This window comes from Plantibacter elymi (nom. nud.) (genome assembly GCF_900177795.1).
GTDB classification, from domain to species: Bacteria; Actinomycetota; Actinomycetes; order Actinomycetales; family Microbacteriaceae; genus Plantibacter; species Plantibacter elymi.
On the sequence record NZ_FXWJ01000004.1, the window covers coordinates 222,077 to 245,606 of the forward strand.

Here is a 23,530-nt window from a genome sequence, read left to right on the forward strand (position 1 = left end):
CCTCCTTCACGTCACCGCGTTAGCGGCGACGGCCCTTCTTGTCGTCCTTCACGTGTCCACGGAAGGTGCGGGTGGGCGCGAACTCGCCGAGCTTGTGCCCGACCATCGTCTCGGTGACGAACACCGGGATGTGCTTGCGACCGTCGTGGACGGCGATGGTGTGACCCAGCATCGCCGGGATGATCATCGATCGACGCGACCAGGTCTTGATCACGTTCTTGTTGTTGGCCTCGTTCGCCGTGACGACCTTGCGGAGCAGGTGGTCGTCGACGAAGGGGCCCTTCTTGAGACTGCGTGGCATCTTCTCTTACTCCTACTTACGCTTCTTGCCGGCGGTACGACGACGAACGATGAGCTTGTCGCTTTCCTTGTTGGGGTGGCGCGTGCGGCCTTCCTTCTGGCCCCACGGGCTGACCGGGTGACGTCCACCGGAGGTCTTGCCCTCACCACCACCGTGCGGGTGGTCGATCGGGTTCATCGCGACACCACGGACGGTCGGGCGGACGCCCAGCCAGCGCTTCCGGCCGGCCTTACCCCAGTTGATGTTCGACTGCTCGGCGTTGCCGACCTCACCGATGGTGGCGCGGCAGCGCAGGTCGACGTTACGGATCTCACCGGACGGCAGACGGAGCTGCGCGTACGGACCGTCCTTCGCGACGAGACGCACCGATGCACCCGCGGAGCGGGCCATCTTCGCGCCGCCGCCGGGACGGAGCTCGATCGCGTGGATGACCGTACCGGTGGGGATGTTCTTCAGCGGCAGGTTGTTACCGGGCTTGATGTCCGCGCCTGCACCCGACTCGACCACGTCGCCCTGGCTGAGCTTGTTCGGAGCCAGGATGTACCGCTTGGTGCCGTCCACGAAGTGGAGCAGCGCGATACGCGCGGTGCGGTTGGGGTCGTACTCGATGTGAGCGACCTTGGCGTTGACGCCGTCCTTGTCGTTGCGACGGAAGTCGATCAGACGGTACTGGCGCTTGTGGCCACCACCGATGTGACGCGTCGTGATGCGGCCCTGGTTGTTGCGACCACCGGTCTTCGACAACGGACGAAGCAGCGACTTCTCCGGCGTGGTGCGGGTGATCTCCGCGAAGTCCGCGACAGACGAACCGCGACGACCAGGAGTCGTGGGCTTGTACTTACGAATAGCCATTTCTTATTCCTCTTCGTTCCCGGCCGTCTTAGCCAACAGCCGTGAAGATGTCGATGGAACCCGACTTGAGCGACACGATGGCGCGCTTGGTGTCCTTGCGCTTGCCGGTGCCGAACTTGGTGCGACGGGTCTTGCCCTGACGGGTGAGGGTGTTGATCGAAGCGACCTCGACACCGAAGATCTTCTCGATGGCGAGCTTGATCTCGGTCTTGTTCGAGCGCGGGTCGACGAGGAAGGTGTACTTGCCCTCGTCGATCAGGCTGTAGCTCTTCTCGGAGACGACCGGCGCGAAGATGACGTCGCGGGGGTCCTTGTTGATCGCGGTCATGCCGAGACCTCCTCGGTTGCGGCCGTGTTGCCGGTCTTGCTGGCGACGAATGCCTCGAAGGCGGCCTTGGTGAAGACGATGTCGTCGGAGACGAGCACGTCGTATGCGTTCAGCTGGTCGTACGACAGCACGTGCACGTTCTGCAGGTTGCGGACGCTGCGGAGGCTGACCTCGTCGTCGCGCTGGAGGACGATCAGGACGTGCTTCGAGGAAGCGACGTTCGTCAGGTACTCGGACACGGCCTTCGTCGACGGCTTCTCACCGATCGAGAGGGAGTCGACGACGTGCAGGCGGCTGCCGCGTGCGCGGTCGGAGATGGCGCCGAGGAGAGCCGCGGCGATCATCTTCTTGGGGGTGCGCTGTGCGTAGTTGCGGGGCACTGGACCGTGGACGATGCCACCGCCGGTCATCTGAGGTGCACGGATGGAGCCCTGACGAGCGTTACCCGTACCCTTCTGCTTGAACGGCTTGCGGCCGGCACCGGACACTTCGCCGCGGCGCTTGGTCTTGTGCGTCCCCTGGCGGGCGGCAGCGAGCTGCGCGACGACCACCTGGTGGATGAGCGGGATGTTGGTCTGAACGTCGAACACCTCGGCAGGAAGGTCGACGGTGCCGGCCTTCTTGAGCTTGGTGTCGAGCACGTCGAGAGTAGCGATAGCCATGGAACTACGCTCCCTTCACTGCGGTGCGGACGAATACGATGCGGCCACGAGCGCCGGGAACGGCACCCTTGACGAGCAGCAGGCCCTTCTCGGCGTCGATGGCGTGAACCCGGAGGTTCAGCACGGTGACGCGCTCGCCACCCATACGACCGGCCATGCGCATGCCCTTGAAGACACGGCTCGGGGTCGAGGAGGCGCCGATGGAGCCCGGCTTGCGGTGGTTGCGGTGAGCACCGTGAGATGCGCCCGTTCCCTTGAAGTTGTGACGCTTCATGACACCGGCGAAACCCTTACCCTTCGAAGTGCCGACGACGTCGACCTTCTGGCCGGCCTCGAAGACACCGTCGACGGTGAGCTCCTGGCCGAGCGAGTACTCGGATGCGTCGGCGGTGCGGACCTCGGTGAGGTGACGACGCGGCGTCACGCCGGCCTTGTCGAAGTGACCCGCGTCAGGCTTGCTGACCTTGCGGGGATCGATCTGGCCGTACGCGATCTGCACGGCGTCGTAGCCGTCGACCTCGGGGGTGCGAACCTGCGTGACCACGTTGGGCGTGATCTCGATGACGGTGACGGGAACGAGCTTGTTGTTCTCGTCCCACACCTGGGTCATGCCGAGCTTGGTGCCGAGCAGACCCTTGCTGGTCTTCGTGTTAGACATGTCTTCCTTCCGTCTCTACCGAGCTCAGAGCTTGATCTCGATGTTGACGTCCGCCGGCAGGTCGAGACGCATGAGCGAGTCGACGGCCTTCGGGGTCGGGTCGATGATGTCGATCAGACGCTTGTGGGTGCGCATTTCGAAGTGCTCCCGGCTGTCCTTGTACTTGTGCGGCGAACGGATCACGCAGACCACGTTCTTCTCCGTCGGAAGCGGCACGGGGCCGACGACGGTTGCGCCTGCACGGGTGACCGTGTCGACGATCTTGCGCGCCGAAGTATCGATGACCTCGTGGTCATACGACTTCAGTCGGATGCGGATCTTCTGTCCCGCCATGTGTGACTCACTCTCTGTCTCGCGTCGTGCGGATCGCTCCGTATTGGACGCATATCGTGCGCTTTGCAACGTTCGGTTGCTCCGCGCCATTGGCACTACTGGTGTCGCACCACTGTTCTGCTGTCAACGACCACTCGTGTCTTGCGACCCTCGTGGTCATCCACCGGCTTCCACCCCGACTCGTGGTCGGCGCTGGGCGTAGCACTGCTACGACCTGGATTGCGATGAAGTGATTGGTGTTCTGCTACCCGCGGCCTAGGCTCGATCCCTGTCGCGTTGCCGCGTCTGGGAGCTCCTATGCACTACCTGGCAGTGATCCGCCGGAGCGCGCACAGGCACGCTCGTCCGAAATACTGAACTGGACTAGTTTGCCACGGATCCACCATGCGTGCAACCCGGGCGTGTCGCGGGCGGCGGATGGTCAGGATCCGCCCAGTCTCGGGCGTCGCGAGCACCGCTGCGCCGCCGCTCAGCAGGGCTCCACGACGTTGTCGACCTCGACCGGACGCACCCCCGGGGTGCCCGCGAACCGCACCGCGTCGATCGCCGAGCCGGACACGTCCGCATCGACGTCGAGCGTCACCGTCGCGCCCGGCGCGATGGTCACCACCAGGTAGGCCACCGGGCGTCCGTCGTCCGACCCTGCCGTATACGGGACTTCGGCGCCGTCGACACGGACCGAGCGGATGTCGGCACCGTCGGGCGCGTAGGCCATGACCCGTAGACGCATCCAACCGCGTGGGAGCCCCTCGCGCTCGTGGAACCCGGCGATGTAGTCGAACGCCTCCGAGTCGAGCTCCGGCTCCGTGTCGATCGTGTTGGACAGCTCCGACGCGACCGTCACCGTGCGCGTTCCGTCGACGTCGCACGATCCCGCACGGACGCGCACCTGCTGTCGGAGGTAGTACTCGAGCTTGGACCCGACCGCGTCCGCGAGGTACAGCCCGAAGGGCACCGAACGAGACGAACGCTCGGGCAGGGCGCCGCCGACCCCGGCGAGCTCCAGTGCCCGCTCCTCGACGCGGTCGGGACTCCAGGCGAGCAGACGCCGCTCGTCGACCGCCTGGACCCAGCCGCCGATCGCCCGGGGCACCACCAGGGAACCCGCCTGCAGCTGCGAGGTGAGCGCCTGCACGACGGCGGTGAAGGTCGCGTCCTGCGCCCGGTTCGCCTCGTCACTGAGACCGGGGTGGTCTCGGTACACGCCGTTCAGGAGCTCGTCGACGACCGTGTCGCTCGACACCTCCGTACCGTCGGCCAGCACCACGGGTCCGGTCGCTCGCAGCAGGTGGGACAACGCGACCGGATCCACGGCCAGCACCAGGTCAGGCGTGACACCCTGGCTCTCCTGCCACAGCCGCGATGCCACCTGCGCACCGTACGGGAAGTCCGGCCGCGCCGTCACCTCATGGATCGAGGTGCCTGCTGCAGCGTAGCCCTCGGTCCGGTAGAGCGCGTCGGCATCGGCCGGAAGGGGCACCACCGGATCAGCGTGCGATACGAAGTCAGCGCCGCCGAGGGTCCTGGTCACACTGAGCACGCCCTCCTCGACGTGCACGAGCACCGAAGCTCCTGCGATGCCGCCGAGGGCTCGGCTCTCCGCGGAGTTCTGGAACAGGACGACCACGTCTCGCGGCCCCTCCTCCCCCAGGAACCCGGGCAGCGCCCGAAGCACCGGCGCGAGCCGCTCGGCGAGCGATGCGGCCTCACGCAGCGGTCCGTCGAGTCCGCCGAGCGCCGACGCCACCTGTGGCAGAAGCGCCGAACGGTCGAGGCGGTCGAGGCGCGCCACCTGCTCCTCGAGCCGCTCGAGCGCACGCGCCGAGGTGCGGGCAAGTCTCCCCACCCGCCCCGTGTCCAGACGCCCGTCGACCGCCAATCCATCGAGGGACAGGGCGAGGACCGGCTCGACGACCTCGTCGACGACCACGTGGGCCGCCTCGACGGCCGTGCGCACAGCCTCGAAGTTCGCCCCGGCGACGGGCACGCGTTCCGCGAGCCACCAGTCGGGCCGCCGCGTCGACGCCAGGGCCCGCTCGACCGCATCGCCGGCACGCTCCACGGCGGCAGGATCGATCGCGTCGGTGCCGACGCCGTCGACGCCCGCCCGGATCGCGTCGAGCTCCGGCAGGACCGACACGAGCTCCTCCCGGACGGACATGGCCTCCACCGCCGCCGACACGGTGGCTCCAGCGATGCCGAGCACAGCGGACAGGGCGACGACGCTCGGGATCAGGACCTGTGGGCGCGATAGACGACGCGGACGGACGGAGGAACGGGACACGGTCACCTCGGACGGTTCGATGCAGATGGGTCGTCCGATATCTTACATATGAGTCGGCAGGCCGCCGACCGGCCGACGGCGCGCACGACGAAGGGCCCGGAGCGAAATGCTCCGGGCCCTTCGTGTGGAACCGTGTCGACCCTGAGGTCGACCAGGGGTTCGCGTCAGCGGATGCTTACGCGAGCACCTTGGTGACGGTGCCGGCGCCGACCGTGCGGCCACCCTCGCGGATGGCGTAGCCGAGGCCGACCTCCATGGCGATGGGCTGGATCAGCTCAACGGTCATGTCGGTGGTGTCGCCGGGCATGACCATCTCGGTGCCCTCGGGCAGCGTGATGACGCCGGTGACGTCGGTGGTGCGGAAGTAGAACTGCGGACGGTAGTTCGCGTAGAACGGGTTGTGACGCCCACCCTCATCCTTGGACAGGATGTACGCGGTGCCCTCGAAGTTCGTGTGCGGCGTGACCGAACCCGGCTTCACGACGACCTGGCCGCGCTCGACGTCTTCACGCTTCGTGCCACGGAGCAGGAGACCACAGTTCTCGCCGGCCCATGCCTCGTCGAGCTGCTTGTGGAACATCTCGATACCCGTGACGATCGTCTTCTGCGTCGGGCGGATGCCGACGATCTCGACCTCGGAGTTGATCGCGAGCGTGCCACGCTCGGCGCGGCCCGTGACGACGGTTCCACGACCGGTGATCGTGAAGACGTCCTCGATCGGCATGAGGAAGGGCTTGTCCTTGTCGCGCACGGGGTCGGGGACGTTGGCGTCCACGGCGTCCATGAGGTCGAGGATGCTCTGCACCCACTTCTCGTCGCCCTCGAGCGCCTTGAGGCCCGAGACGCGGACGACCGGTGCGTCCTCAGCGAAGCCCTGCGAGGCGAGGAGCTCGGAGACCTCGAGCTCGACGAGCTCCAGGATCTCCTCGTCGTCGACCATGTCGGACTTGTTCAGCGCGACGAGCAGGTAGGGGACGCCGACCTGCTTGGCGAGCAGCACGTGCTCACGCGTCTGAGCCATCGGGCCGTCAGTGGCGGCGACGACCAGGATCGCGCCGTCCATCTGCGCAGCACCGGTGATCATGTTCTTGATGTAGTCAGCGTGACCGGGGGCGTCGACGTGCGCGTAGTGGCGCTTCGGGGTCTCGTACTCGACGTGCGAGATGTTGATCGTGATACCACGCTGACGCTCTTCCGGCGCGGAGTCGATCGACGCGAAGTCGCGCTGCACGTTGGTCGCGGACGGGAACTTGTCCGCCAGGACCTTCGAGATCGCCGCGGTGAGCGTGGTCTTGCCGTGGTCGACGTGACCGATCGTACCGATGTTGACGTGCGGCTTGGTCCGCTCGAACTTGGCCTTTGCCACTGTGAGTCCTCCTCAGGACGTTGTGCGGGACGCCGGGCACCATTCGATGCCCGACGCACTGCAGGGATGTGTATTCATGTTACGCGATCCGCCCGGGTGTTCGCACACCCGGCCGGACCGCGGTGAAGAGAGAGTGAGTGACTACTCGCCCTTGTTCTTCTGGATGATCTCGTCGGCGACAGCCTTCGGGACCTCCGCGTAGCTCTCGAACGTCATCGAGTACACGGCACGACCAGAGGTCTTCGACCGGAGGTCGCCGATGTAGCCGAACATCTCGGAGAGCGGCACGTTGGCACGGATGACCTTGACGCCGGTGGCGTCGTCCATGGACTGGATCTGTCCACGGCGCGAGTTGAGGTCTCCGATGACGTCGCCCATGTACTCCTCAGGAGTACGCACCTCGACCGCCATGAGCGGTTCGAGGAGGACGGGGTTGGCACGCGAGTAGGCCTCCTTGAGACCCATCGAGCCGGCGATCTTGAACGCCATCTCCGAGGAGTCGACGTCGTGCGCCGCACCATCGGTGATGATCGCCTTGACACCCACGACCGGGTAGCCGGCGAGGCCACCGACCTGCAGGGCGTCCTGGAAACCGGCGTCGATCGACGGGATGTACTCGCGCGGGATGCGACCACCGGTCACGGCGTTCACGAACTCGTAGGTCGTCTCCGGAGTGACGTCCATCGGCTCCAGATCGAACTGGATCTTCGCGAACTGACCCGAACCACCGGTCTGCTTCTTGTGCGTGTAGCCGTACTTCTCGACCTTGCGCTTGATGGTCTCGCGGTACGCGACCTGCGGCTTGCCGACGTTGGCCTCGACGTTGAACTCGCGCTTCATGCGGTCGACGAGGATGTCGAGGTGGAGCTCGCCCATGCCCTTGATGACCGTCTGGCCGGTCTCGGTGTTCTGCTCGGTGCGGAACGTCGGGTCCTCTTCGGCCAGCTTCTGGATCGCGGTGCCCAGCTTCTCCTGGTCGGCCTTGGTCTTCGGCTCGATCGCGACCTCGATGACGGGCTCCGGGAAGCTCATCGACTCGAGGACGACCTGGTTCTGCGGGTCGGACAGGGTGTCACCGGTGGTGGTGTCCTTCAGGCCGATGACCGCGTAGATGTGACCGGCGGTGACGAAGTCGACCGGGTTCTCCTTGTTGGCGTGCATCTGGAAGATCTTCCCGATGCGCTCCTTCTTGCCCTTGGTCGAGTTGATGATCTGCGCACCGGAGTCGAGACGACCCGAGTAGACGCGGACGTACGTGAGGCGACCGAAGAACGGGTGCACCGCGACCTTGAACGCGAGCGCGGTGAAGGGCTCGGTCGAGTCGGGGTGACGCTCCACGACCTTCTCCTCGTCGCGCGCGTCGTGGGCCTCGATGGCCGGGACGTCGAGCGGGGAGGGGAGGTAGTCGATGACGGCGTCGAGCATCGGCTGGACGCCGCGGTTCTTGAACGCGGAGCCACAGAGGACCGGGTACATGGTGCTCGTGATGGTGAGGTGACGGATCGCGGCCTTGATCTCCGCGACGGTCAGCTCTTCGCCACCGAAGTACTTCTCCATGAGTGCGTCGTCGGTCTCGGCGACGGCCTCGAGGAGCGCGGTGCGGTACTCGGCCGCCTTCTCCTTGAGGTCTTCCGGGATCTCCTCGATGGCGTACTTGGCGCCCATCTCGACATCACCCTTGGCGTCTCCGCGCCAGGTGAGCGCACGCATCTCGACGAGGTCGACGACGCCCTCGAAGTTGGACTCGGCACCGATCGGCAGCTGGATGACCAGCGGCTTCGCGCCGAGGCGGCTGATGATCGTGTCGACGGTGAAGTAGAAGTCGGCGCCGAGCTTGTCCATCTTGTTGACGAAGCAGATGCGCGGGACGTCGTACTTGTCGGCCTGACGCCAGACGGTCTCGGACTGGGGCTCGACGCCCTCCTTGCCGTCGAACACCGCGACCGCGCCGTCGAGGACGCGGAGCGAACGCTCGACCTCGACCGTGAAGTCGACGTGGCCGGGGGTGTCGATGATGTTGATCTGGTTCTTGTTCCAGAAACAGGTCGTCGCGGCGGACGTGATGGTGATGCCGCGCTCCTGCTCCTGCGCCATCCAGTCCATCGTCGACGCACCGTCGTGGGTCTCGCCGATCTTGTGGTTGACGCCCGTGTAGAACAGGATGCGCTCGGTGGTGGTGGTCTTGCCGGCATCGATGTGGGCCATGATGCCGATGTTGCGGACCTTGTTCAGGTCGGTGAGCACGTCTTGTGCCACGGGGTCCTCCGGGGATAGGTAGGGGTGAGCTGATTCACTCGGTGACGCGAGGGCGGGCGGATCGCCCGCCCTCGCGTCGGGCGGCGACTACCAGCGGTAGTGCGCGAACGCCTTGTTCGACTCGGCCATCTTGTGCGTGTCTTCACGACGCTTGACGGCTGCACCGAGACCGTTCGATGCGTCGAGGATCTCGTTCTGGAGACGCTCGGTCATCGTCTTCTCGCGGCGGCCCTTCGCGTAGCTCACGAGCCAGCGCAGAGCGAGGGTGTTGGCGCGGTGAGGCTTGACCTCGACCGGCACCTGGTAGGTGGAACCACCGACGCGGCGCGAACGCACCTCGAGGGTCGGGCGGACGTTGTCGAGCGCCTTCTTGAGCGTGACGACGGCATCGCCCTGGTTCTTGGCGGTGACGCCTTCGAGTGCGTCGTAGACGATGCGCTCAGCGAGGCCCTTCTTGCCGTCCAGCAGGATCTTGTTGACGAGCTGGCTGACGATGGGGGCGCCGTAGACGGGATCGGCGACGACGGGACGCTTCGGAGCTGGACCCTTGCGAGGCATTACTTCTTCTCCATCTTCGCGCCGTAGCGGCTGCGAGCCTGCTTGCGGTTCTTGACGGCCTGCGTGTCGAGGGCGCCACGGACGATCTTGTAACGGACACCCGGGAGGTCCTTCACACGACCACCACGGACCAGGACCAGCGAGTGCTCCTGGAGGTTGTGGCCCTCACCGGGGATGTACGCGGTGACCTCGGTGCCGTTGCGCAGCTTCACGCGGGCGACCTTGCGCATCGCCGAGTTCGGCTTCTTCGGGGTGGTGGTGTACACGCGGGTGCACACGCCGGCCTGCTGGGGGTTGCTCTTCAGGGCGGGCGCCTTGGTCTTGACGACCTTGGGGCTGCGGCCCTTCCGAACCAACTGCTGAATGGTTGGCACTACTTGCTCCTTGATGATGACTGCACGGTGACAGTGGTACTGCAGCATTCGTGGACCGGTCTCCCGGATCACGAGGTCGTATGGACCCACCGGCGCCGCGCGAGTGCGCGTCGCTTTCATGGTGGGTATGCCGTGGGGGCGATCTTGCAACCGGGACCAGCCCGGCGGGGATCAACCCGATGGTGCAAGACTGCTGTCCACTCCCCCGAGCCAGGCTCCGAGGAACGTGGACAGCACGAGAGCGCACGACAGCGCGCACACCCAACCAAGACTAGCCCGCCGACAGGCTGTGGTCAAACGACGACGGCCCCTGGGAGCATCGCTCCCAGGGGCCGTTCAGCTCGGCGTCTACGGGGACGGGACGAAGGTCGCGCCCTCGTCGGTGAAGCCCTCGATCGTGCCGCCGACGACGAAGTCGACGGGGTTGATGCTGTAGCCCGGGCCGGTCTGGCCGGTGGCCGGGTCGGTCAGCGTGCAGGTCATCGACATGCGTCCGACGGTCTCGGAGTCGACGGTCCAGCCGCCGCCCGAGAAGTCGCCGACCGTGAAGGTCGGGCGGGTGTCGAACTTCCAGGTCACGCCGGAGGGGGTGAAGCCGGTGTCGTTGCGGATCTCGAAGGGGCACCCCTCCGGGGCGAGCTCCGTCGCCGCGCCGCAGCCGTCGATGTACGCGTTGACGGCCTCCTCGACGGCGGTCGTCCCGGCGTCGGTGAGGGCGACGGCGAGCGTCGCCGGTTCCGCGGCCTGACCGAAGCCCACGGCCGTCGTGGTCGTCGCCTCGGCGGTGTACCAGTCGCTCTCGCTGAGGGCGACGTCGTAGGTACCCGGGAGGGCGCGCAGCTGGTAGGACCCCTCGGCGATCGGTTCGACGTCGGTGAGATCGACGCCGCCGACCGTCGCGACCGCGTCCTCTGGGGCGACCACGTCGACCTGCACCGTGCTGAGTTCGGGAGCGTCGAGCTTCCACTTGTCGAAGAGCACGGCGTCCTTGCCGACCTTGGTGAGCGTGAACTCCTGGTCGACGCTCTCGCCGCCCTGGGTGAGACGGGCCTCGACGGTCGCGGTGTTCCCGCTGGTCGTCGTCTTCCCGATCGTGTATCCGGAGACCTTGCCGGACGCGGCCTTGTACGCGTCGTCGGTCAGCAGGACGTCGGCCGCCGACACCTCGGTGCCGGAGAGCTTGAGCGCCTGCTCGGCGTCGCCCGACTTCAGGGCGTCGAGATAGCTCTTGACCGTCACCTCCGGGGCGTGGAGGGCGTTGCCGACGCTGACGCCGACGATGCCACCCACGATGATGAGGAGGAGGGCGCTGCCACCGGCGATGATGCCGGTGAGCCCCTTCTTCGAGAGCTTCTTCTTGGGCGGCTGCTGCCCTCCGCCGTACCCGCCTGCGCCCTGCGCGTACGGCGCCTGGCCGTACTGCTCGGTGGGCTGCTGGCCGTACTGCCCCGTGGGCTGCTGGCCGTACTGACCGGTGCCCTGCTGACCGAACTGCTCGGTCGGCTGCTGGCCGTACTGCGCGGTCTGACCGTATTGACCGGTCTGCTGGCTGTACTGACCCGTCTGCTGGCTGTCCTGCCCGGGCGACTGCTCACCGTACTGGCCGGACTGCTGCCCGTACTGCCCTGACGGCTGGGTCGGCGACTGCCCGTACGGCGACTGCTGGCCGTACTGCCCCGTCTGCTGCTGGCCTGAGCCCGACTGCTGCGGGCCGTTGCCCTGCCACCCCTGCTGCGGGTCTGGCTGAGCGGGCGGTCGCTGCCACTGGGGCTGCTGCGGGTTCTGATCTCCGGGATCGGTCATGGTGTTGCGCCCCCAATGAGCATGGATCGTGCTGATGACAAGTGCTCGAAAGTATAGTGACGGGTGTCGGACAGCACGATGGGGAGATCTCCCCTCCTGCGTCCGGGGGAACCCCGACGGCTACCAGGGCGAGGTTGGGGAATCCAGCTCGAGCGCGAGGTCGTCGAGGAGCGCGGTGACCTGCGGTTCCACGTACCGTTCCACTGCGTCGTGGATGGCGAGGCGGTGCCCGACCAGGAGTTCGCAGATGCGGCGCCCGGTCTCGTTCGCGCACTGGTCGGCGAGGGCGATCTCGGTGCGCAGCGCCTCCTTCGCGTCGTCCGACAACGGCGGCGGTGGCGGGACGGTCCTCGCTTGGGATTCGCCGAGCTCCGCGAGGGTGAAGAGGTAGGGCTGCTCGGGATCCGGGTCGGGGTCGAGCTGCAGCCCGTCGAACTCCGGGTCGAGCCCCTCCCCCGGGCGGTAGGAGCGCTGCGCCTCGCGCAGGTCCGCCGCGCGCAGTTCCGCGCGGAGGACGGGGAGGTTCCGCTCGGTGTACTCCGCAACGGCGTGGTCGACGAGGGCCTTCATCCGGGTGGCGAGGCCGTGCTGCACCTGGTGCGGGACGTCGTCGACGAGGCCGGCCGCTCGCAGGATCGGCGACCCGATGCACCGGCGGCAGATCCGGGTGCGTCCGCGGTGGGCGGCGGGGTGCCAGCGCGGCAACCACCGGAGCCAGGCGTCGACGGCCTGGCTCACGCTGGTCTCGAGCGAGCGCTCCATACTCACCGAGGGTAGTGCCTCGGCGGCCGCATCCGCCTCAGCGACCTCCGGCGGCGCGCTGGTCGCGTGCTGCTCGACGGGCGAGCGCACCGGACGGCTGCAGCCGGCTCACGAGACTGCGCTTCGCGCGGTAGCGGAACCGGCTCCGCTGGCGGGCGAACCAGCCGAGCGCTCCCTGTGCCCGCGACGCCTCGGCCTCCGACCGCTGCCACAGCTCGTCGGCCGTCGTGTCGTCCACGTCACGACCGGAGAAGACGACATCGTCGGTCGTCCCCGCCAGCGCGGTGAGCGTGGTCGCGCCCTCCGGTTCCTGGACACCGAGCATGGACGCCGTGGTCGACCGCGTGGCGGCCGCGGGCACCGTGTACCCGAGCTCGGCGTAGCGGTCGATCAACTCGTCCCACGCACCGGCGGCGCTGCGGTCGCCACTTCCCTCGCGGCGACGCTTCGTCCGCCGACGCTTCGCGCCCGAGATGGCGAGGAGCGGGATGACGTACAGCGACACCGGGACACCCACGATCAGCGCGAGCCACCACACCCACTCCGGGATCACGAGTCCGTCGTTCTTGTCCTTGTCGTCGCCGTCGTCGATCGAGGCCTCGGTGAGGAGGCTGTCGTCGAGGTTGTCACTGCGCGGCGGCTGACGCACCTGCGGCTGCGGCTCGGTCTTGGGCTTCGGGTCCTGGTCCTGCGGGATCTCGGTCTCATCGGGGGTCGGCGAGAACGCGACCCAGCCGTAGCCCTCGAAGGGCACCTCGACCCACGCCGTCACGTCGTCCCCGACGACCTGCACGGAACTCTGGCCCTCGGTCACCTCGGGCGCGAAGCCCATGACGACCCGCGCGGGGTAGCCGAGCGATCGGGCCATGAGGGCGAACGCCGAGGCGTACTGCTCCTCGTCGCCGACCATCGGCGTGCGGGTGAACAGCTCGGACATCCGGTCGGCACCGTGGCCGGCGCGCGACGGCGAGCTGTCCGAGGCGAGCCCGTGGCTGAGGAACCCGGTGGTGCGGAGCTTCTGCTCGATCGCGCGCAGCTGCCCCATCGGCGTCGTCTCGGTGCCGACGAACTCCGACGCCTTCGCGACGACGATGTCGGGGATGTTCGTGACGGGTGGCAGCTCGACCGCTGCGGTCGGCGTCGTAGCGAGGGCCGTGTCGCTCGGGACCGCCTGCGTCGTGGACCGCTCCTCGTAGTCGTCGCCCGCGCCGATGCCCGAGGTGATGACGGCCGCGCCGCTCTCGGCGTTGTAGCGGATGTCCTCGGATCGCTCCGCCGCCTTGCCGTCGAGGGTGAGCGCGCTCGGGTACCCGACGCTGGGCACCCAGATGTCGTCGTAGCCGGTGATGTCGATCGACACCCGACGGTCGCTACCGGCCGTGATGAGCTTCGGTCCGGGCAGGTGGTCGCCGACGAGTTCGAAGGCACCGGAGCCGTCGGTCGCCGTGGACGGTCCCGAGACGGTCCACAGGCGTCCGTCGTAGCTGTCCATGGCCGCCAGACGGATCCGATCCCCCGGCTTGAGGCCGGTGGCGGTGAAGAGCTTCGTCTCGGCGAGGTCCTTCGTGTACTCGCGGAACCCGGCGAGCGGGCTCGGGTACTCCAGGGGGTCGAACGGTGGGGTGACGACCTCGCGGAGGACGAACCGGGAATCCGTGGGCGGTGAGGCGACCACGGCCGCGCCGCCCCCGACGACGACCGCGACGGCGGCGAGGACGGCCGTGCCGATGATCTTCTTGCGACGGAGGACGGCGGTGGTCGACGCCGCAGCGTTCTCGCCACGACCGGCGCCCGGCCGCCACCCCAGCCAGAGGAGGGCGATCAGCGCGAACGCGATCCCGCGGACGGCCGCCAGGAACGGCGTCTGCGTGCCGAGGAGCACGCCGAGCGCGTACAGCACGGTCGGGCCGACGAGCAGGACGGCGCAGCGCACGGCGACCTGCGGACGGCGCGGGAGCCAGCGGACGGCGAGCACGGCGGAGACGACCCCGACGAGCATCCCCGCGACGTAGGGCAGGGTCATGATGTAGGCGGGCGCGCTCAGCGGGGTCTGCAGGGTGACGAAGTCCTTCCACCCGAACACCGCCCCGATGCTGATCCCACCGAGGGTCCGCAGGTTCGGGAGGACCGCGAACGTCGCGACCGACGGCATCGCCAGGGCACTGCCGAAGACGTAGAAGACGAGGACGGTCGAGAGGCCGGTCAGGAGCGCGTTCAGCCGGAGGGCATGGGAGGCGACACCGACCGCCATGCCGAGCGCGAGACCGCCGAGGCCGGCGAGGAGGAACCCGGTGCCGCTGAGCGCCGCACCGAAGCCGAGCAGGCCGAGGGCCGCGAGGACGAAGACGACCGCGAGGTCGATCCAGGAGCGGCCGGGCAACGGCCACGGCGCGACGAAGGTCGGGACGATGCCCTGGACGTCGACGTCCGCGGCCGAGCCGGCGGGAACGCGTCCGGGGCGCACGGTCGTGCGCTCGTCGACCCCGCTCATAGGGCCCTCGACATGACCTTGGCGAGGTCGCTCAGTGCCCCGACCGTCATGACGTTCATCCCGGCGACGTCCTTGATGCCGGCCCGTGCACCGCGTTCGACGCGGATCCCGAACACGTTGACGTCGGGACCGAAGAGGCGTTGGATCCCCCGGTACTCCTGCGCCTCGAGTCGCGAACCGGCGACGATGATGACGACACTCGGTGCAGGGAGACGCTTCGTGGTCTCCCGGGCGAAGGTGCGTGGGGTGTCGAAGGTGCCCTCGGCGAGCTGCAGCCGGCAGCTGTCGTCGAGGAAGGAGGTCACGGTGTGGGTCCGCAGCGCGAGCCGGTCGGTCACCACGCTGATCGGCACCTGGTCGAGGATCACCTGGGTCGCGATCGACGCGGTGAGTGACACCGCCAACTCGAACTCGTCCTCGTCGTCGGCGTAGTAGCGGGAGTCGGTCGTCATCACCATGGTGAGCTGCGAACGCCGTGTCTCCTCGAACTGCCGCACCATGAGCTGGCCCGTCTTCGCGGAGGACTTCCAGTGGATGTAGCGGCGGTCATCACCGGGGACGTACCCGCGGAGCGCGTGGAAGGAGATGTCGTTGTTCGTGATGGTCTTCGTGACGAGGCCCTCGAGGTCGCGGATGAGACCGGCGGCCGTCGGGTGGAGACGGGTGGTCTCGGGATGCACGAAGAGCTCGACCGGTTCCGTCCAGCGCACCTCGCGGCGCAGCAGACCGAGCTGATCGCCACGGACCGACACGGCGGGCCCGGCCGGGATGACGGCCCGCCGGTTCGTCGGCACGGCGAACAGTTCCTCGTGCTCGCCGTCCTTCGGGATCGCCGGGATGGCGAACTCCGCGAGGCCGTAGCCGACGGGGACCTCGAGGCGCGTGGGCGTCGTGGCACGGTTGCCGGGGTTGGCGATGAGGACCTGCCCGATCGCGCGCTCCCCGACGGTGACCCGGCTGGGGTTCAAGTGGATGGAGATGCGGAAGGTCGACCGCCCGAAGAGGTAGGCGACGGAGGCCAGCAACGCGGCCAGCGGGACGAAGCCGAGGAAGACGAGCTCCGCCCACCCCAGGATGAAGCCGGCGACGGTCGCGATGACGCCGATCGCGAGCACGACCCAGCCCAGCCCGCTGACGACCGCGAGCACGGGTTGCGCCGCCGACCAGACGACCCTGGCCCAGGGCACGACGACGGCACCGACGCCGTCGAGCGCGCTGCGGAACGGGTTCGGCCGTCGAGCGGGAGCCGGCGCGCCGTCGACGTGCGCGTCGGGACCCTCGGGGCCCGCCTCGGCAGGCGCGCCGACCGTCGCCGAGCGGACCGGATCGGATCCGTCCGGTGCGGCGGCGGCGCGCTGCTCGAGGGTCTCGCTCATGCTGCGCGGTACGCCGGCGGAGCGATGCTGACGAGGACCCGGGCGACGACGTCCTGCGCGGTCACGCCGGCGAAGTCGGACTCGGGGTCGATGATGATGCGGTGTGCGAGGACGGCCTGCGCGAGGTCGTTGACGTCGTCGGGGGTGACGTAGGTGCGCCCCTGCGAGATCGCCCAGGTCTTGACGGCGCGCACGAGCGCCAAAGCACCGCGCATGCTCACGCCGAGCGCGACGTCCTGGTCGTCCCGCGTCGCCGCGACGACGTCGGCGACGTACTCGAGGATGCTGCCGTCGACGTGCACCTCGGTGGCGAGCTGCGCCATGGTGATGACCGCACTGGACGCGATGATCGGCTGCACCTTCGTCGCGCGTGCCCGGTTGGAGGCGTCGAGCAGCAGGTTCACGGAGGTCTGGCGGTCGGGGTAGCCGAGCGTCGTCTTGATGAGGAAGCGGTCGAGCTGCGCCTCGGGCAGTTTGTACGTGCCGGCCTGTTCGATCGGGTTCTGCGTCGCGATGACCATGAAGGGTTGGCCGGCCTCGTAGCTCGTGCCGTCGATCGTGACGATGCCCTCCTCCATCACCTCGAGCAGCGCCGACTGCGTCTTCGGCGAGGCACGGTTGATCTCGTCCGCGAGCACGATGGAGGCGAAGATCGGTCCCTTGTGGAACTCGAAGATCCCCTTGCCCTGGTCGTAGATCGTCACACCGGTGACGTCGGACGGCAGGAGGTCGGGCGTGAACTGGATCCGCGAGCTCGTGCCGTCGAGCGTGTTCGCGAGGGCCTTGGCGAGCACGGTCTTGCCGGTGCCCGGGTAGTCCTCGAGGAGCACGTGGCCCTCCGAGAGCATGGCCGTGACGACGAGCTTGATGACGTGCTCCTTACCGAGGATGGCCTGCTCGACGTTGCCGACGAGCTTGCCGAACGCGTCGGCGAACCAGGTGGCCTGTTCCTGCGTGACAGTCATGGGTGTGTGGGGTGCTTTCTCATCGGGTGGGATTCGGAACGGAGCTCACCAGTCGGTGCCGTTGGTCTGTGCGACATCCCACGTCTTGCCGTCTGACAGACGAGTGAACTTGACGTACAGGGAGAAGTTGGTCTTGCCGTAGAGCCGCGAGAACTGTGCGCTCCCACTCGCACCGATGTTCTGGCCGTCGAGCGTGCTCACCACGGAACCGTTCTCGTAGAGGTCGAGACGGTAGCTGCCGGCTTCGAAGTCGTTCCAGTTCACGACGACGCGGTAACAGCCGAACTTGCCGTCACTCGGGCACGTCACCGGACCGGCACCACGACTGATGGACCCGGTGGGGTTCTTCGGCGGCGGATCGTTGACCGTCACCTGGACCGGCCCGGCCTCGGGACCGGTACCGCCCGGCCCGGTCGCGGAGACGTAGAGCTGGTAGGTGCCGGACGGGACCTGGCCCTGCATGACCTTGGTGCCCGAGGATTCGCCGGAGTACACCGCGCTCGAGCCCTTCATCACCCGCCATTTGTACGAGTCGACGCGACCTCCGGTGTCCGCCGGGGCCGACCACCGCATCGTCAGCGTCGACGGGGCGTCGCCCGACGAGTCGATCGAGAGGTTCTGCGGTGCACTCGGGACGCCGTATGCTGTCGCCGTCTCGGCTCCCGAATCAGCGCTGTTCCCGACCGCATTCTTCGCGTAGGCGCTGAAGGAGTAGCTCTGCCCGTTGGTCACGTCGAAGGAGCAGTCGTTCCCGGGGGCGCACTGCCGGTCGCCGCCGCCCGTCCACTTCACCCAGTGCGACTCGATCGGCGAACCGTTGCTCGCCGGCGAGCCGCCGACCACGACGACGATCTTGCCGCTCTTCGCGCTCTTGACCGCGATGGTCGGCGGATCGGGGACGTCCTTCACGATGACGGTGATGCGACCTTGGACCTTCCGGTTGGGGTCGTTCGTCGCGTCCTGGACCGTGTAGATGACGCTGACGGTCCCGCTCTTCGACGAGCCAGGGGTCACCGTCACCGTGCTCCCGGAGAAGGTCGCCGTCGCTCCACCGGCCGGCGCGCTCTCCACGGTGGCGTCGACGATCTTGAGGGGGGTGTCGGGGAACGGGTTGTAGTCGTTCGCGAGCACGCTGATCGACTCGGCCTTGTTCTTGCGGCCTTCTTCGACGCGGTCGTCGATCGCCCGTGGGAGTGGGCGGGTCGACGACACGACCTGCACCTGCACCGATCCGGGGATCGAGTACTCCTTGTAGGTCACCGTGAAGTTCAAGGTCGCCGACGTCCCCGGCTGCGTGCCCTGCGGCGCGGAGACCGACAACTGCGACCCGGACAGGGAGCCTTGGATACCGGCTGTGGTCCCGGTGAGCCCCTGGTACGACAGCGCAGCCAGGATCTTCGGGTTCGGGTGGTCGCTCGAGGCGCGGAGGTCGACGACGATCGCCGGTTCACCCGCCTCGACGGGGATCGTCACCGGGGTGAACGTCGGCGGCACGTCCTCGAGGTTCGGGTCGCCCACCGTGATCGGCAGCGTGAGCAGCTTGCTCTCGCGGCCGTCCGTGGCCTCGAAGCTCACCGAGGCGGGTCCGCGGTAGTCCTTCGCCGGGGTGAAGGTGATCGTGGCGTCGTCGACGTAGCTCGAGGTGCCGTTACTGCGGAAGTTGACGACGCTGCCCTCGGAGGCGATCGTGACGGGCTTCCCGGACGGCGCCTCGGTGATGTCGGAGAGCTTCCAGGCGCGCGTCTCGTTGACCTTGACGATCTGCTCCGGCAACGGACTCTTCATCCGCGGTGGCTCGCCGTCGGTCGCGGCCGGCACGATGATGAACGCGGCACCGCTCAGCTGGGTCACCGGATCCGTCAATCGATAGGCGATCGCCTGGCGTCGGTCGGTGAGGGTCACCCGGATGGTGCCGCCGTCGCGGACCTCGCCGGAGGCGGCGTTCACACCTTCGAGGCTCGGCTGCAGGTCGTCGATCAGCCCACCGGGGTTCTGCGCGCCGTCGAGGACGTCGATGTCGATGGTCTTCTTGCCGACGATGTCGGCGTCCTCGAGGACGTGGTCATCCGCCTCGGGGAATTGCGGCTTCGCGTCCTTCGTCACCTTGACCTGGATGTAGGCGCTGTCGATGCCACCCTTGCCGTTGGTGATCTGGTATCGGACGGTGAAGAACGCCTCCTCCTCCGGCACTTCGATGACGACACGGCTCTTGCTGACCTCGGCGGTGAGGCCGTCATCCACCGAGAGCAGTTTCGGAGCGAGCTTGAGTGTGTACCCGTTCGGGTCGGAGTCGTTCGAGAGCACCGGAACGGAGGCCACCTTGCCCGGGAGGACCTCGATGTAGTCGTCGACCGCGTTCGGTTGGCCGTCGACCTCGGGACGCCCGATGACGCCGATCTTGATCGTGCCCACGGCGACCGCGCCGTAGGTGTCCTTGACCCGGTACTGGAAGGTGTCGGTCCCGGAGGAGTCCGGAGCCGCCTCATAGACGAACCAGGTGCTCCCCTGCTCGATGACGCGACCGAGCAACGGTGCGGAGGCGATGTCGTCGACGACGACGGAGTCACCGTTCGGGTCCAGGCCGTCGAGCGGGACGTCCACGCGGACCGTCGCACCCGCGAACACGCGCGAGGTGAGCAGCTGCGGCACGGGCGGCTGGTTGTTCTTCTTGTCCTCGCCGACCACGTTGAAGGTGACCGTCGCCGTGTCGGCCTCGCCGAATGTGTCGGAGACGCGGTACGTCGTCGTGTAGGTGCCCGGTTCGCTCGGCGCCTGGAAGCGGACCTCGTCGTCGTCGACGAAGGCGAGGCCGGCGGTCGGATCTTCGACGAGCTGGCGGTCGACGAGCATGACCGCCGCGTCCGGGTGGTAGTCGTTCTCGAGCACCGCGACGTTGGCGATGTCGCCCGCGCGGACGACGACCGCATCGTCGGTGGCGACCGGTGCCTGATGCTTCGGCAGGGGTGGCACCGGGACGACCGTCACGGCCGCGGTCGCGGACGAGGTGCCGTCGGACACGACGTAGGTGAACTGCAGCTGCTGCTCGATCGGCGCGGAGGAGGAGACGCGGATGACCGCGCTGTCGAGGACCTCGACGGACAACGAGGTCGACTCGTCGGGAACGGAGACGGACTGCACGGCGAGCACCTGCCCGCCCGGCGACTCGTCGTTGGCCAGGACCGGGATCGTGATCGTCTCGTTCGGACGCAGGTACCCTTCGTCCTTGACAGCGACCGGCGGCCGCACATCGGTGGGCTTCTCGAGGACGTCGACGCGGATGAGCCCGATGCTCGAGGCGATGCCGGCGCCGAGCGTGTACTTCAGGTAGTAGGTGCCCGGCTCGTTCGAGGAGACCGTGACGGACTGTTTCTCGAGGCTCGGCGAGGACACGAGACCGCCCTGCAACGCTTCGACGCCGATGAGACCGAGCGGGGCCCCACTCGGTGACTGGTCGTTCGCCAGCGGTTGGACGAGCGCGGACTCGCCGACGAAGGTCGAGACGAAGTCGGGTGTGCCGATCGGACTCAGGGCTCCGGCGGGCTGCACGTCGACCTTGAGAGTGCCCTCCGCCGAGTTGACTCCGTCGGACACGACGAACTTGACGTCGCGCGGGCCCATCTCGGGCGAGGCGTGCGTGAACGTGACGAAGCCGTCCGGGGTGAACCGGACGAGGTCGCTGGACGCCGGCGAGGCCGACTGGAGGAAGATGTCGTCGCCGTCGGGATCACGCCAGTCGGCGAGCACGTTGTAGGTGACCGTCTGCCCGGCCTCGACCGAGACGGCGGCCTCTCGATGGGACGTCGGCGGCTCGTTGACCTCGGGTGGTTTGATGGCGATGCTCACGTTCGCTTCGGCCACGCCGCCTGGGCGGCCGTCGTTGACGGAGTAGCGGAACGAGGTCGTCCCGGCCACGAAGCCCTCGGCCGGGGTGAACTGGAGCGCGCGCCCGCCGTCGATGTACTCCAGCTTGCCGGTCTCGGCCGCGACGTCGCTCGTGTTCTGGATCGTCAGGACGTCGCCGTCGGCGTCGGAATCGTTGTCGAGCAGCGGCAGGACGGTCGCGCGACCCGGGCGGACGCCGAACGCGTCGTCGCGGGCGATGGGCGGACGGTTCTCCTCGGTGCGCTCCGCGAGCGTGTCCTCGAAGGACTGCTCGGAGGCCTTCTCATCGCCGTCCTCGCCGTCCTCCTCCTGTGGGGGCGTCACCTCGTCCCAGTTGTCGACGAGGCGCATGTTCGCCTGCACGAGCCAGGAGTTGCCGGTCTGGACGTTGTTCAGCGCGATCACCGAGCGGTTCACCCGGAAGACGAGCTGCTGCCCGACGGTCTCCGGGTTGATGTCGGCGATGACCGGCTTCTTGTCGGCGCACTCGGCCGCATACCGGCTGGAGGAGGCCCACGCACCGTGCATGCAGCCGTCGAGGTTGACCGGTGCCGTGACCTCGGCCGCACTCGTCGCCTCGGTGACGACGTCCGCGTCGAGCACCTCCGGGTCGCCGCCACCGAGCGGGATGCGGACGAGGGAGTCGCCGGTCGCGATGACGGCCGCGTCGTCCGACGCCGACGGCTCCTGGATCTTCAGCGGCTTGCCCGGCAGCTCGACGACGGAGCCGTCCTGCTTCACGAGGTCGCCGGACTTCACGTCGAGGATGACCGCCTGCTCACCAGCCGCACTCAACTGGTAGTCGTCGAGTTTCGGGAGCTTCGACTCGGTCTTCGTGCCGTCGGGCAGGATGCGGTAGAGGATCCCCTTGGCAGGCGCGACCGCGAGGATGGTGCCGGTCGAGGTGACGACCGCCTGGCCGGCCTTGCCGATGGAGACGATCGGCTTGGTCTCGGTGGGGTCGAACCGGAGTTCCCCGGCGGCGTCGACGGACCAGAGCTTGCCGGTCTCCCCCGCGACGACCGAGAGTCGGTCGCCGCCGTAGTGCACCGTCGCGCCGGTCGGCAGCGAGACGCGCTGGATGAGGCTCGTGAAGGCCGGGTCGATGCGTTCGAGCGAGGAGAGCGCCTTGTCCTGGAGGAAGACGTCGTCGCCGTCCTGCAGCACGTCGGCGTTGTTGGACGCCGTCGACACCGCTCCGTCGAGTTCGGAGATCTGATCGTTGAGACGCCCTGCGAGGAGCGACTCGCCGTTGGTGACCCAGACGTCGCGGGACTCGAGATCCACCTCCGTGACCGGGAAGCCCTGGTGGATGAGCGCGGCGGTCACCGGTACGGCGACGAGGACCGACAGGGCCGTGATCGAGGCCGCGGTCTTGCGTTTGCGCAGCCAGGCACTCCAGTTGCTCACGGTCCCCCAGGTGATGTTCGGTCAAGCATCGGTCGATGCGCCACGCTGCAAACGCGGAGTCACTCTAACAAAGAAGTCAGCCATGGAAAACGGTTGCGAGGGTCAACCACGAACCGGTTGCCCCCCGCCGACGTCCGCCTGATCGGCGTGGTCGAGGAGCGGGAGGTCGCTGGCGTCCACGAGACGGGTCGAGACCGCGTACTCGACCAGCCGTGCACGACGGCCGGTCGCGAGCTTCCCCGGCCCGCCGCGGAGCCCCTGGACGCCGAACTTGTCGAGCTTGTCGCAGACGTTGTCGAGTTTGCGGTTGAAGGTGGTCTGGCTCCAGCCGAGGCGGGCGGCAGCGGCGGCCGACGCCGGGATCTCGCCGCGGCCGGGCGACGCCTGGCGCAGGACGTCCTCGGCCAGGGCGACGATGAGGAGGCGCTGGCTGCTCGTCAGGTGGATCGGCCCGACCGTCGTGGTCCCGGCGGTCGTCGTCGAGAGCTGCGACGGACTGAAGTACTCGAGGTCCGAGGTGATCGTGAAGTCGTAGGTCGTCGTCCCGGCACTGAACAACACCTGCAGCTCGGGGAACACGATCGGGAGCCGCGCACCGGGCGCGAGCCACGCCTGCACGTTGCCGGTCGTGTCCGTCACCGTCGCGGAGAGGGTGTTCCCGATGTTCGTGAGCCACCAGAGACCGGCATCGAAGGTGACACTGAGGAAGGTGCGGTGCAGGAATGGGTTCTCGTCGACGACGAGGTCGCCCTCGCGACCGATCAGGAACGGCTTGCGTGCGTCCACGGCGTACTCCTCGCCGCAGAACTCGACGCGCACCGCCGTCTTCGCCGTCGCCGTGTCCGTCGCTTCGTCCGTGCTCATCGTGT

Annotated in this window: 18 protein-coding genes; all 18 read right to left on the reverse strand. The window is 67.9% G+C overall.

The window, feature by feature from the left end; translation table 11 throughout:
- Window positions 1-19: 19 nt before the first annotated feature.
- The 18 genes from rpsS to CCK91_RS13730 all read right to left on the reverse strand — a co-directional run bounded on the left by rpsS (window position 20) and on the right by CCK91_RS13730 (window position 23,525).
- Window positions 20-301 carry a 30S ribosomal protein S19 gene (rpsS, locus tag CCK91_RS13645; RefSeq protein ID WP_064296700.1) on the reverse strand — a complete coding sequence of 94 codons (282 nt, stop codon included), beginning with the start codon at window positions 299-301 and terminating at the stop codon, window positions 20-22.
- A 12-nt stretch (window positions 302-313) separates the two neighbouring features.
- Window positions 314-1,153, reverse strand: a complete 840-nt coding sequence (gene rplB, locus CCK91_RS13650) for a 50S ribosomal protein L2 (RefSeq protein ID WP_064296701.1) — start codon at window positions 1,151-1,153, stop codon at window positions 314-316.
- A 28-nt stretch (window positions 1,154-1,181) separates the two neighbouring features.
- Complete coding sequence (gene rplW / locus CCK91_RS13655; RefSeq protein WP_056008147.1) at window positions 1,182-1,481, reverse strand: 50S ribosomal protein L23; 300 nt, start codon at window positions 1,479-1,481, stop codon at window positions 1,182-1,184.
- Complete coding sequence (rplD, locus tag CCK91_RS13660; protein WP_079705263.1) at window positions 1,478-2,143, reverse strand: 50S ribosomal protein L4; 666 nt, start codon at window positions 2,141-2,143, stop codon at window positions 1,478-1,480. The genes rplW and rplD overlap by 4 nt, the downstream gene beginning before the upstream one ends.
- A gap of 4 nt (window positions 2,144-2,147) precedes the next feature.
- Entirely contained in the window at window positions 2,148-2,801 is a 654-nt protein-coding gene (rplC, locus tag CCK91_RS13665; protein ID WP_056008154.1) for a 50S ribosomal protein L3, read from the reverse strand.
- 24 nt (window positions 2,802-2,825) lie between these two features.
- A complete protein-coding gene (gene rpsJ / locus CCK91_RS13670) occupies window positions 2,826-3,134 on the reverse strand; it encodes a 30S ribosomal protein S10 (RefSeq protein WP_005050520.1) in 309 nt (102 codons plus the stop codon).
- Between the two features lie 469 nt (window positions 3,135-3,603).
- Entirely contained in the window at window positions 3,604-5,418 is a 1,815-nt protein-coding gene (locus tag CCK91_RS13675) for a DUF4012 domain-containing protein (RefSeq protein ID WP_133059998.1), read from the reverse strand.
- Between the two features lie 175 nt (window positions 5,419-5,593).
- A complete protein-coding gene (gene tuf, locus CCK91_RS13680) occupies window positions 5,594-6,784 on the reverse strand; it encodes an elongation factor Tu (protein ID WP_064296705.1) in 1,191 nt (396 codons plus the stop codon).
- A 141-nt stretch (window positions 6,785-6,925) separates the two neighbouring features.
- Complete coding sequence (fusA, locus tag CCK91_RS13685) at window positions 6,926-9,040, reverse strand: elongation factor G (protein ID WP_079705261.1); 2,115 nt, start codon at window positions 9,038-9,040, stop codon at window positions 6,926-6,928.
- 87 nt (window positions 9,041-9,127) lie between these two features.
- The gene (gene rpsG, locus CCK91_RS13690) at window positions 9,128-9,598 is read right to left on the reverse strand and encodes a 30S ribosomal protein S7 (RefSeq protein WP_064296707.1); all 471 of its coding nucleotides are present in this window, start codon (window positions 9,596-9,598) and stop codon (window positions 9,128-9,130) included.
- Complete coding sequence (gene rpsL / locus CCK91_RS13695; protein WP_056008169.1) at window positions 9,598-9,972, reverse strand: 30S ribosomal protein S12; 375 nt, start codon at window positions 9,970-9,972, stop codon at window positions 9,598-9,600. Before rpsL ends, rpsG begins: the two co-directional genes overlap by 1 nt.
- A gap of 348 nt (window positions 9,973-10,320) precedes the next feature.
- Entirely contained in the window at window positions 10,321-11,775 is a 1,455-nt protein-coding gene (locus CCK91_RS13700) for a hypothetical protein (RefSeq protein ID WP_086474466.1), read from the reverse strand.
- 120 nt (window positions 11,776-11,895) lie between these two features.
- Complete coding sequence (locus tag CCK91_RS13705; protein WP_086474706.1) at window positions 11,896-12,537, reverse strand: spermidine/putrescine ABC transporter substrate-binding protein; 642 nt, start codon at window positions 12,535-12,537, stop codon at window positions 11,896-11,898.
- 37 nt (window positions 12,538-12,574) lie between these two features.
- Window positions 12,575-15,028 (reverse strand): transglutaminase-like domain-containing protein, encoded by a 2,454-nt coding sequence (locus tag CCK91_RS13710; RefSeq protein ID WP_086474467.1) that lies wholly within the window; start codon window positions 15,026-15,028, stop codon window positions 12,575-12,577.
- On the reverse strand, window positions 15,025-16,404 hold the full coding sequence (locus tag CCK91_RS13715) for a DUF58 domain-containing protein (RefSeq protein WP_086474468.1): 1,380 nt from the start codon (window positions 16,402-16,404) through the stop codon (window positions 15,025-15,027). Before CCK91_RS13715 ends, CCK91_RS13710 begins: the two co-directional genes overlap by 4 nt.
- Complete coding sequence (locus CCK91_RS13720; RefSeq protein ID WP_085510244.1) at window positions 16,401-17,369, reverse strand: AAA family ATPase; 969 nt, start codon at window positions 17,367-17,369, stop codon at window positions 16,401-16,403. The genes CCK91_RS13715 and CCK91_RS13720 overlap by 4 nt, the downstream gene beginning before the upstream one ends.
- A gap of 45 nt (window positions 17,370-17,414) precedes the next feature.
- Window positions 17,415-22,661 (reverse strand): Ig-like domain-containing protein, encoded by a 5,247-nt coding sequence (locus tag CCK91_RS13725; RefSeq protein WP_086474469.1) that lies wholly within the window; start codon window positions 22,659-22,661, stop codon window positions 17,415-17,417.
- 102 nt (window positions 22,662-22,763) lie between these two features.
- Entirely contained in the window at window positions 22,764-23,525 is a 762-nt protein-coding gene (locus CCK91_RS13730; protein ID WP_086474470.1) for a hypothetical protein, read from the reverse strand.
- Between the last annotated feature and the right edge of the window lie 5 nt (window positions 23,526-23,530).

What these genes read in the sequence shown, in the direction of transcription:
- rpsS (WP_064296700.1), bottom strand. Translation starts at nt 301, where the DNA reads ATGCCACGCAGTCTCAAGAAGGGCCCCTTCGTCGACGACCACCTGCTC.
- rplB (WP_064296701.1), bottom strand. Translation starts at nt 1,153, where the DNA reads ATGGCTATTCGTAAGTACAAGCCCACGACTCCTGGTCGTCGCGGTTCG.
- rplW (WP_056008147.1), bottom strand. Translation starts at nt 1,481, where the DNA reads ATGACCGCGATCAACAAGGACCCCCGCGACGTCATCTTCGCGCCGGTC.
- rplD (WP_079705263.1), bottom strand. Translation starts at nt 2,143, where the DNA reads ATGGCTATCGCTACTCTCGACGTGCTCGACACCAAGCTCAAGAAGGCC.
- rplC (WP_056008154.1), bottom strand. Translation starts at nt 2,801, where the DNA reads ATGTCTAACACGAAGACCAGCAAGGGTCTGCTCGGCACCAAGCTCGGC.
- rpsJ (WP_005050520.1), bottom strand. Translation starts at nt 3,134, where the DNA reads ATGGCGGGACAGAAGATCCGCATCCGACTGAAGTCGTATGACCACGAG.
- rpsG (WP_064296707.1), bottom strand. Translation starts at nt 9,598, where the DNA reads ATGCCTCGCAAGGGTCCAGCTCCGAAGCGTCCCGTCGTCGCCGATCCC.
- CCK91_RS13700 (WP_086474466.1), bottom strand. Translation starts at nt 11,775, where the DNA reads ATGACCGATCCCGGAGATCAGAACCCGCAGCAGCCCCAGTGGCAGCGA.
- CCK91_RS13705 (WP_086474706.1), bottom strand. Translation starts at nt 12,537, where the DNA reads ATGGAGCGCTCGCTCGAGACCAGCGTGAGCCAGGCCGTCGACGCCTGG.
- CCK91_RS13710 (WP_086474467.1), bottom strand. Translation starts at nt 15,028, where the DNA reads ATGAGCGGGGTCGACGAGCGCACGACCGTGCGCCCCGGACGCGTTCCC.
- CCK91_RS13715 (WP_086474468.1), bottom strand. Translation starts at nt 16,404, where the DNA reads ATGAGCGAGACCCTCGAGCAGCGCGCCGCCGCCGCACCGGACGGATCC.
- CCK91_RS13720 (WP_085510244.1), bottom strand. Translation starts at nt 17,369, where the DNA reads ATGACTGTCACGCAGGAACAGGCCACCTGGTTCGCCGACGCGTTCGGC.
- CCK91_RS13730 (WP_086474470.1), bottom strand. Translation starts at nt 23,525, where the DNA reads ATGAGCACGGACGAAGCGACGGACACGGCGACGGCGAAGACGGCGGTG.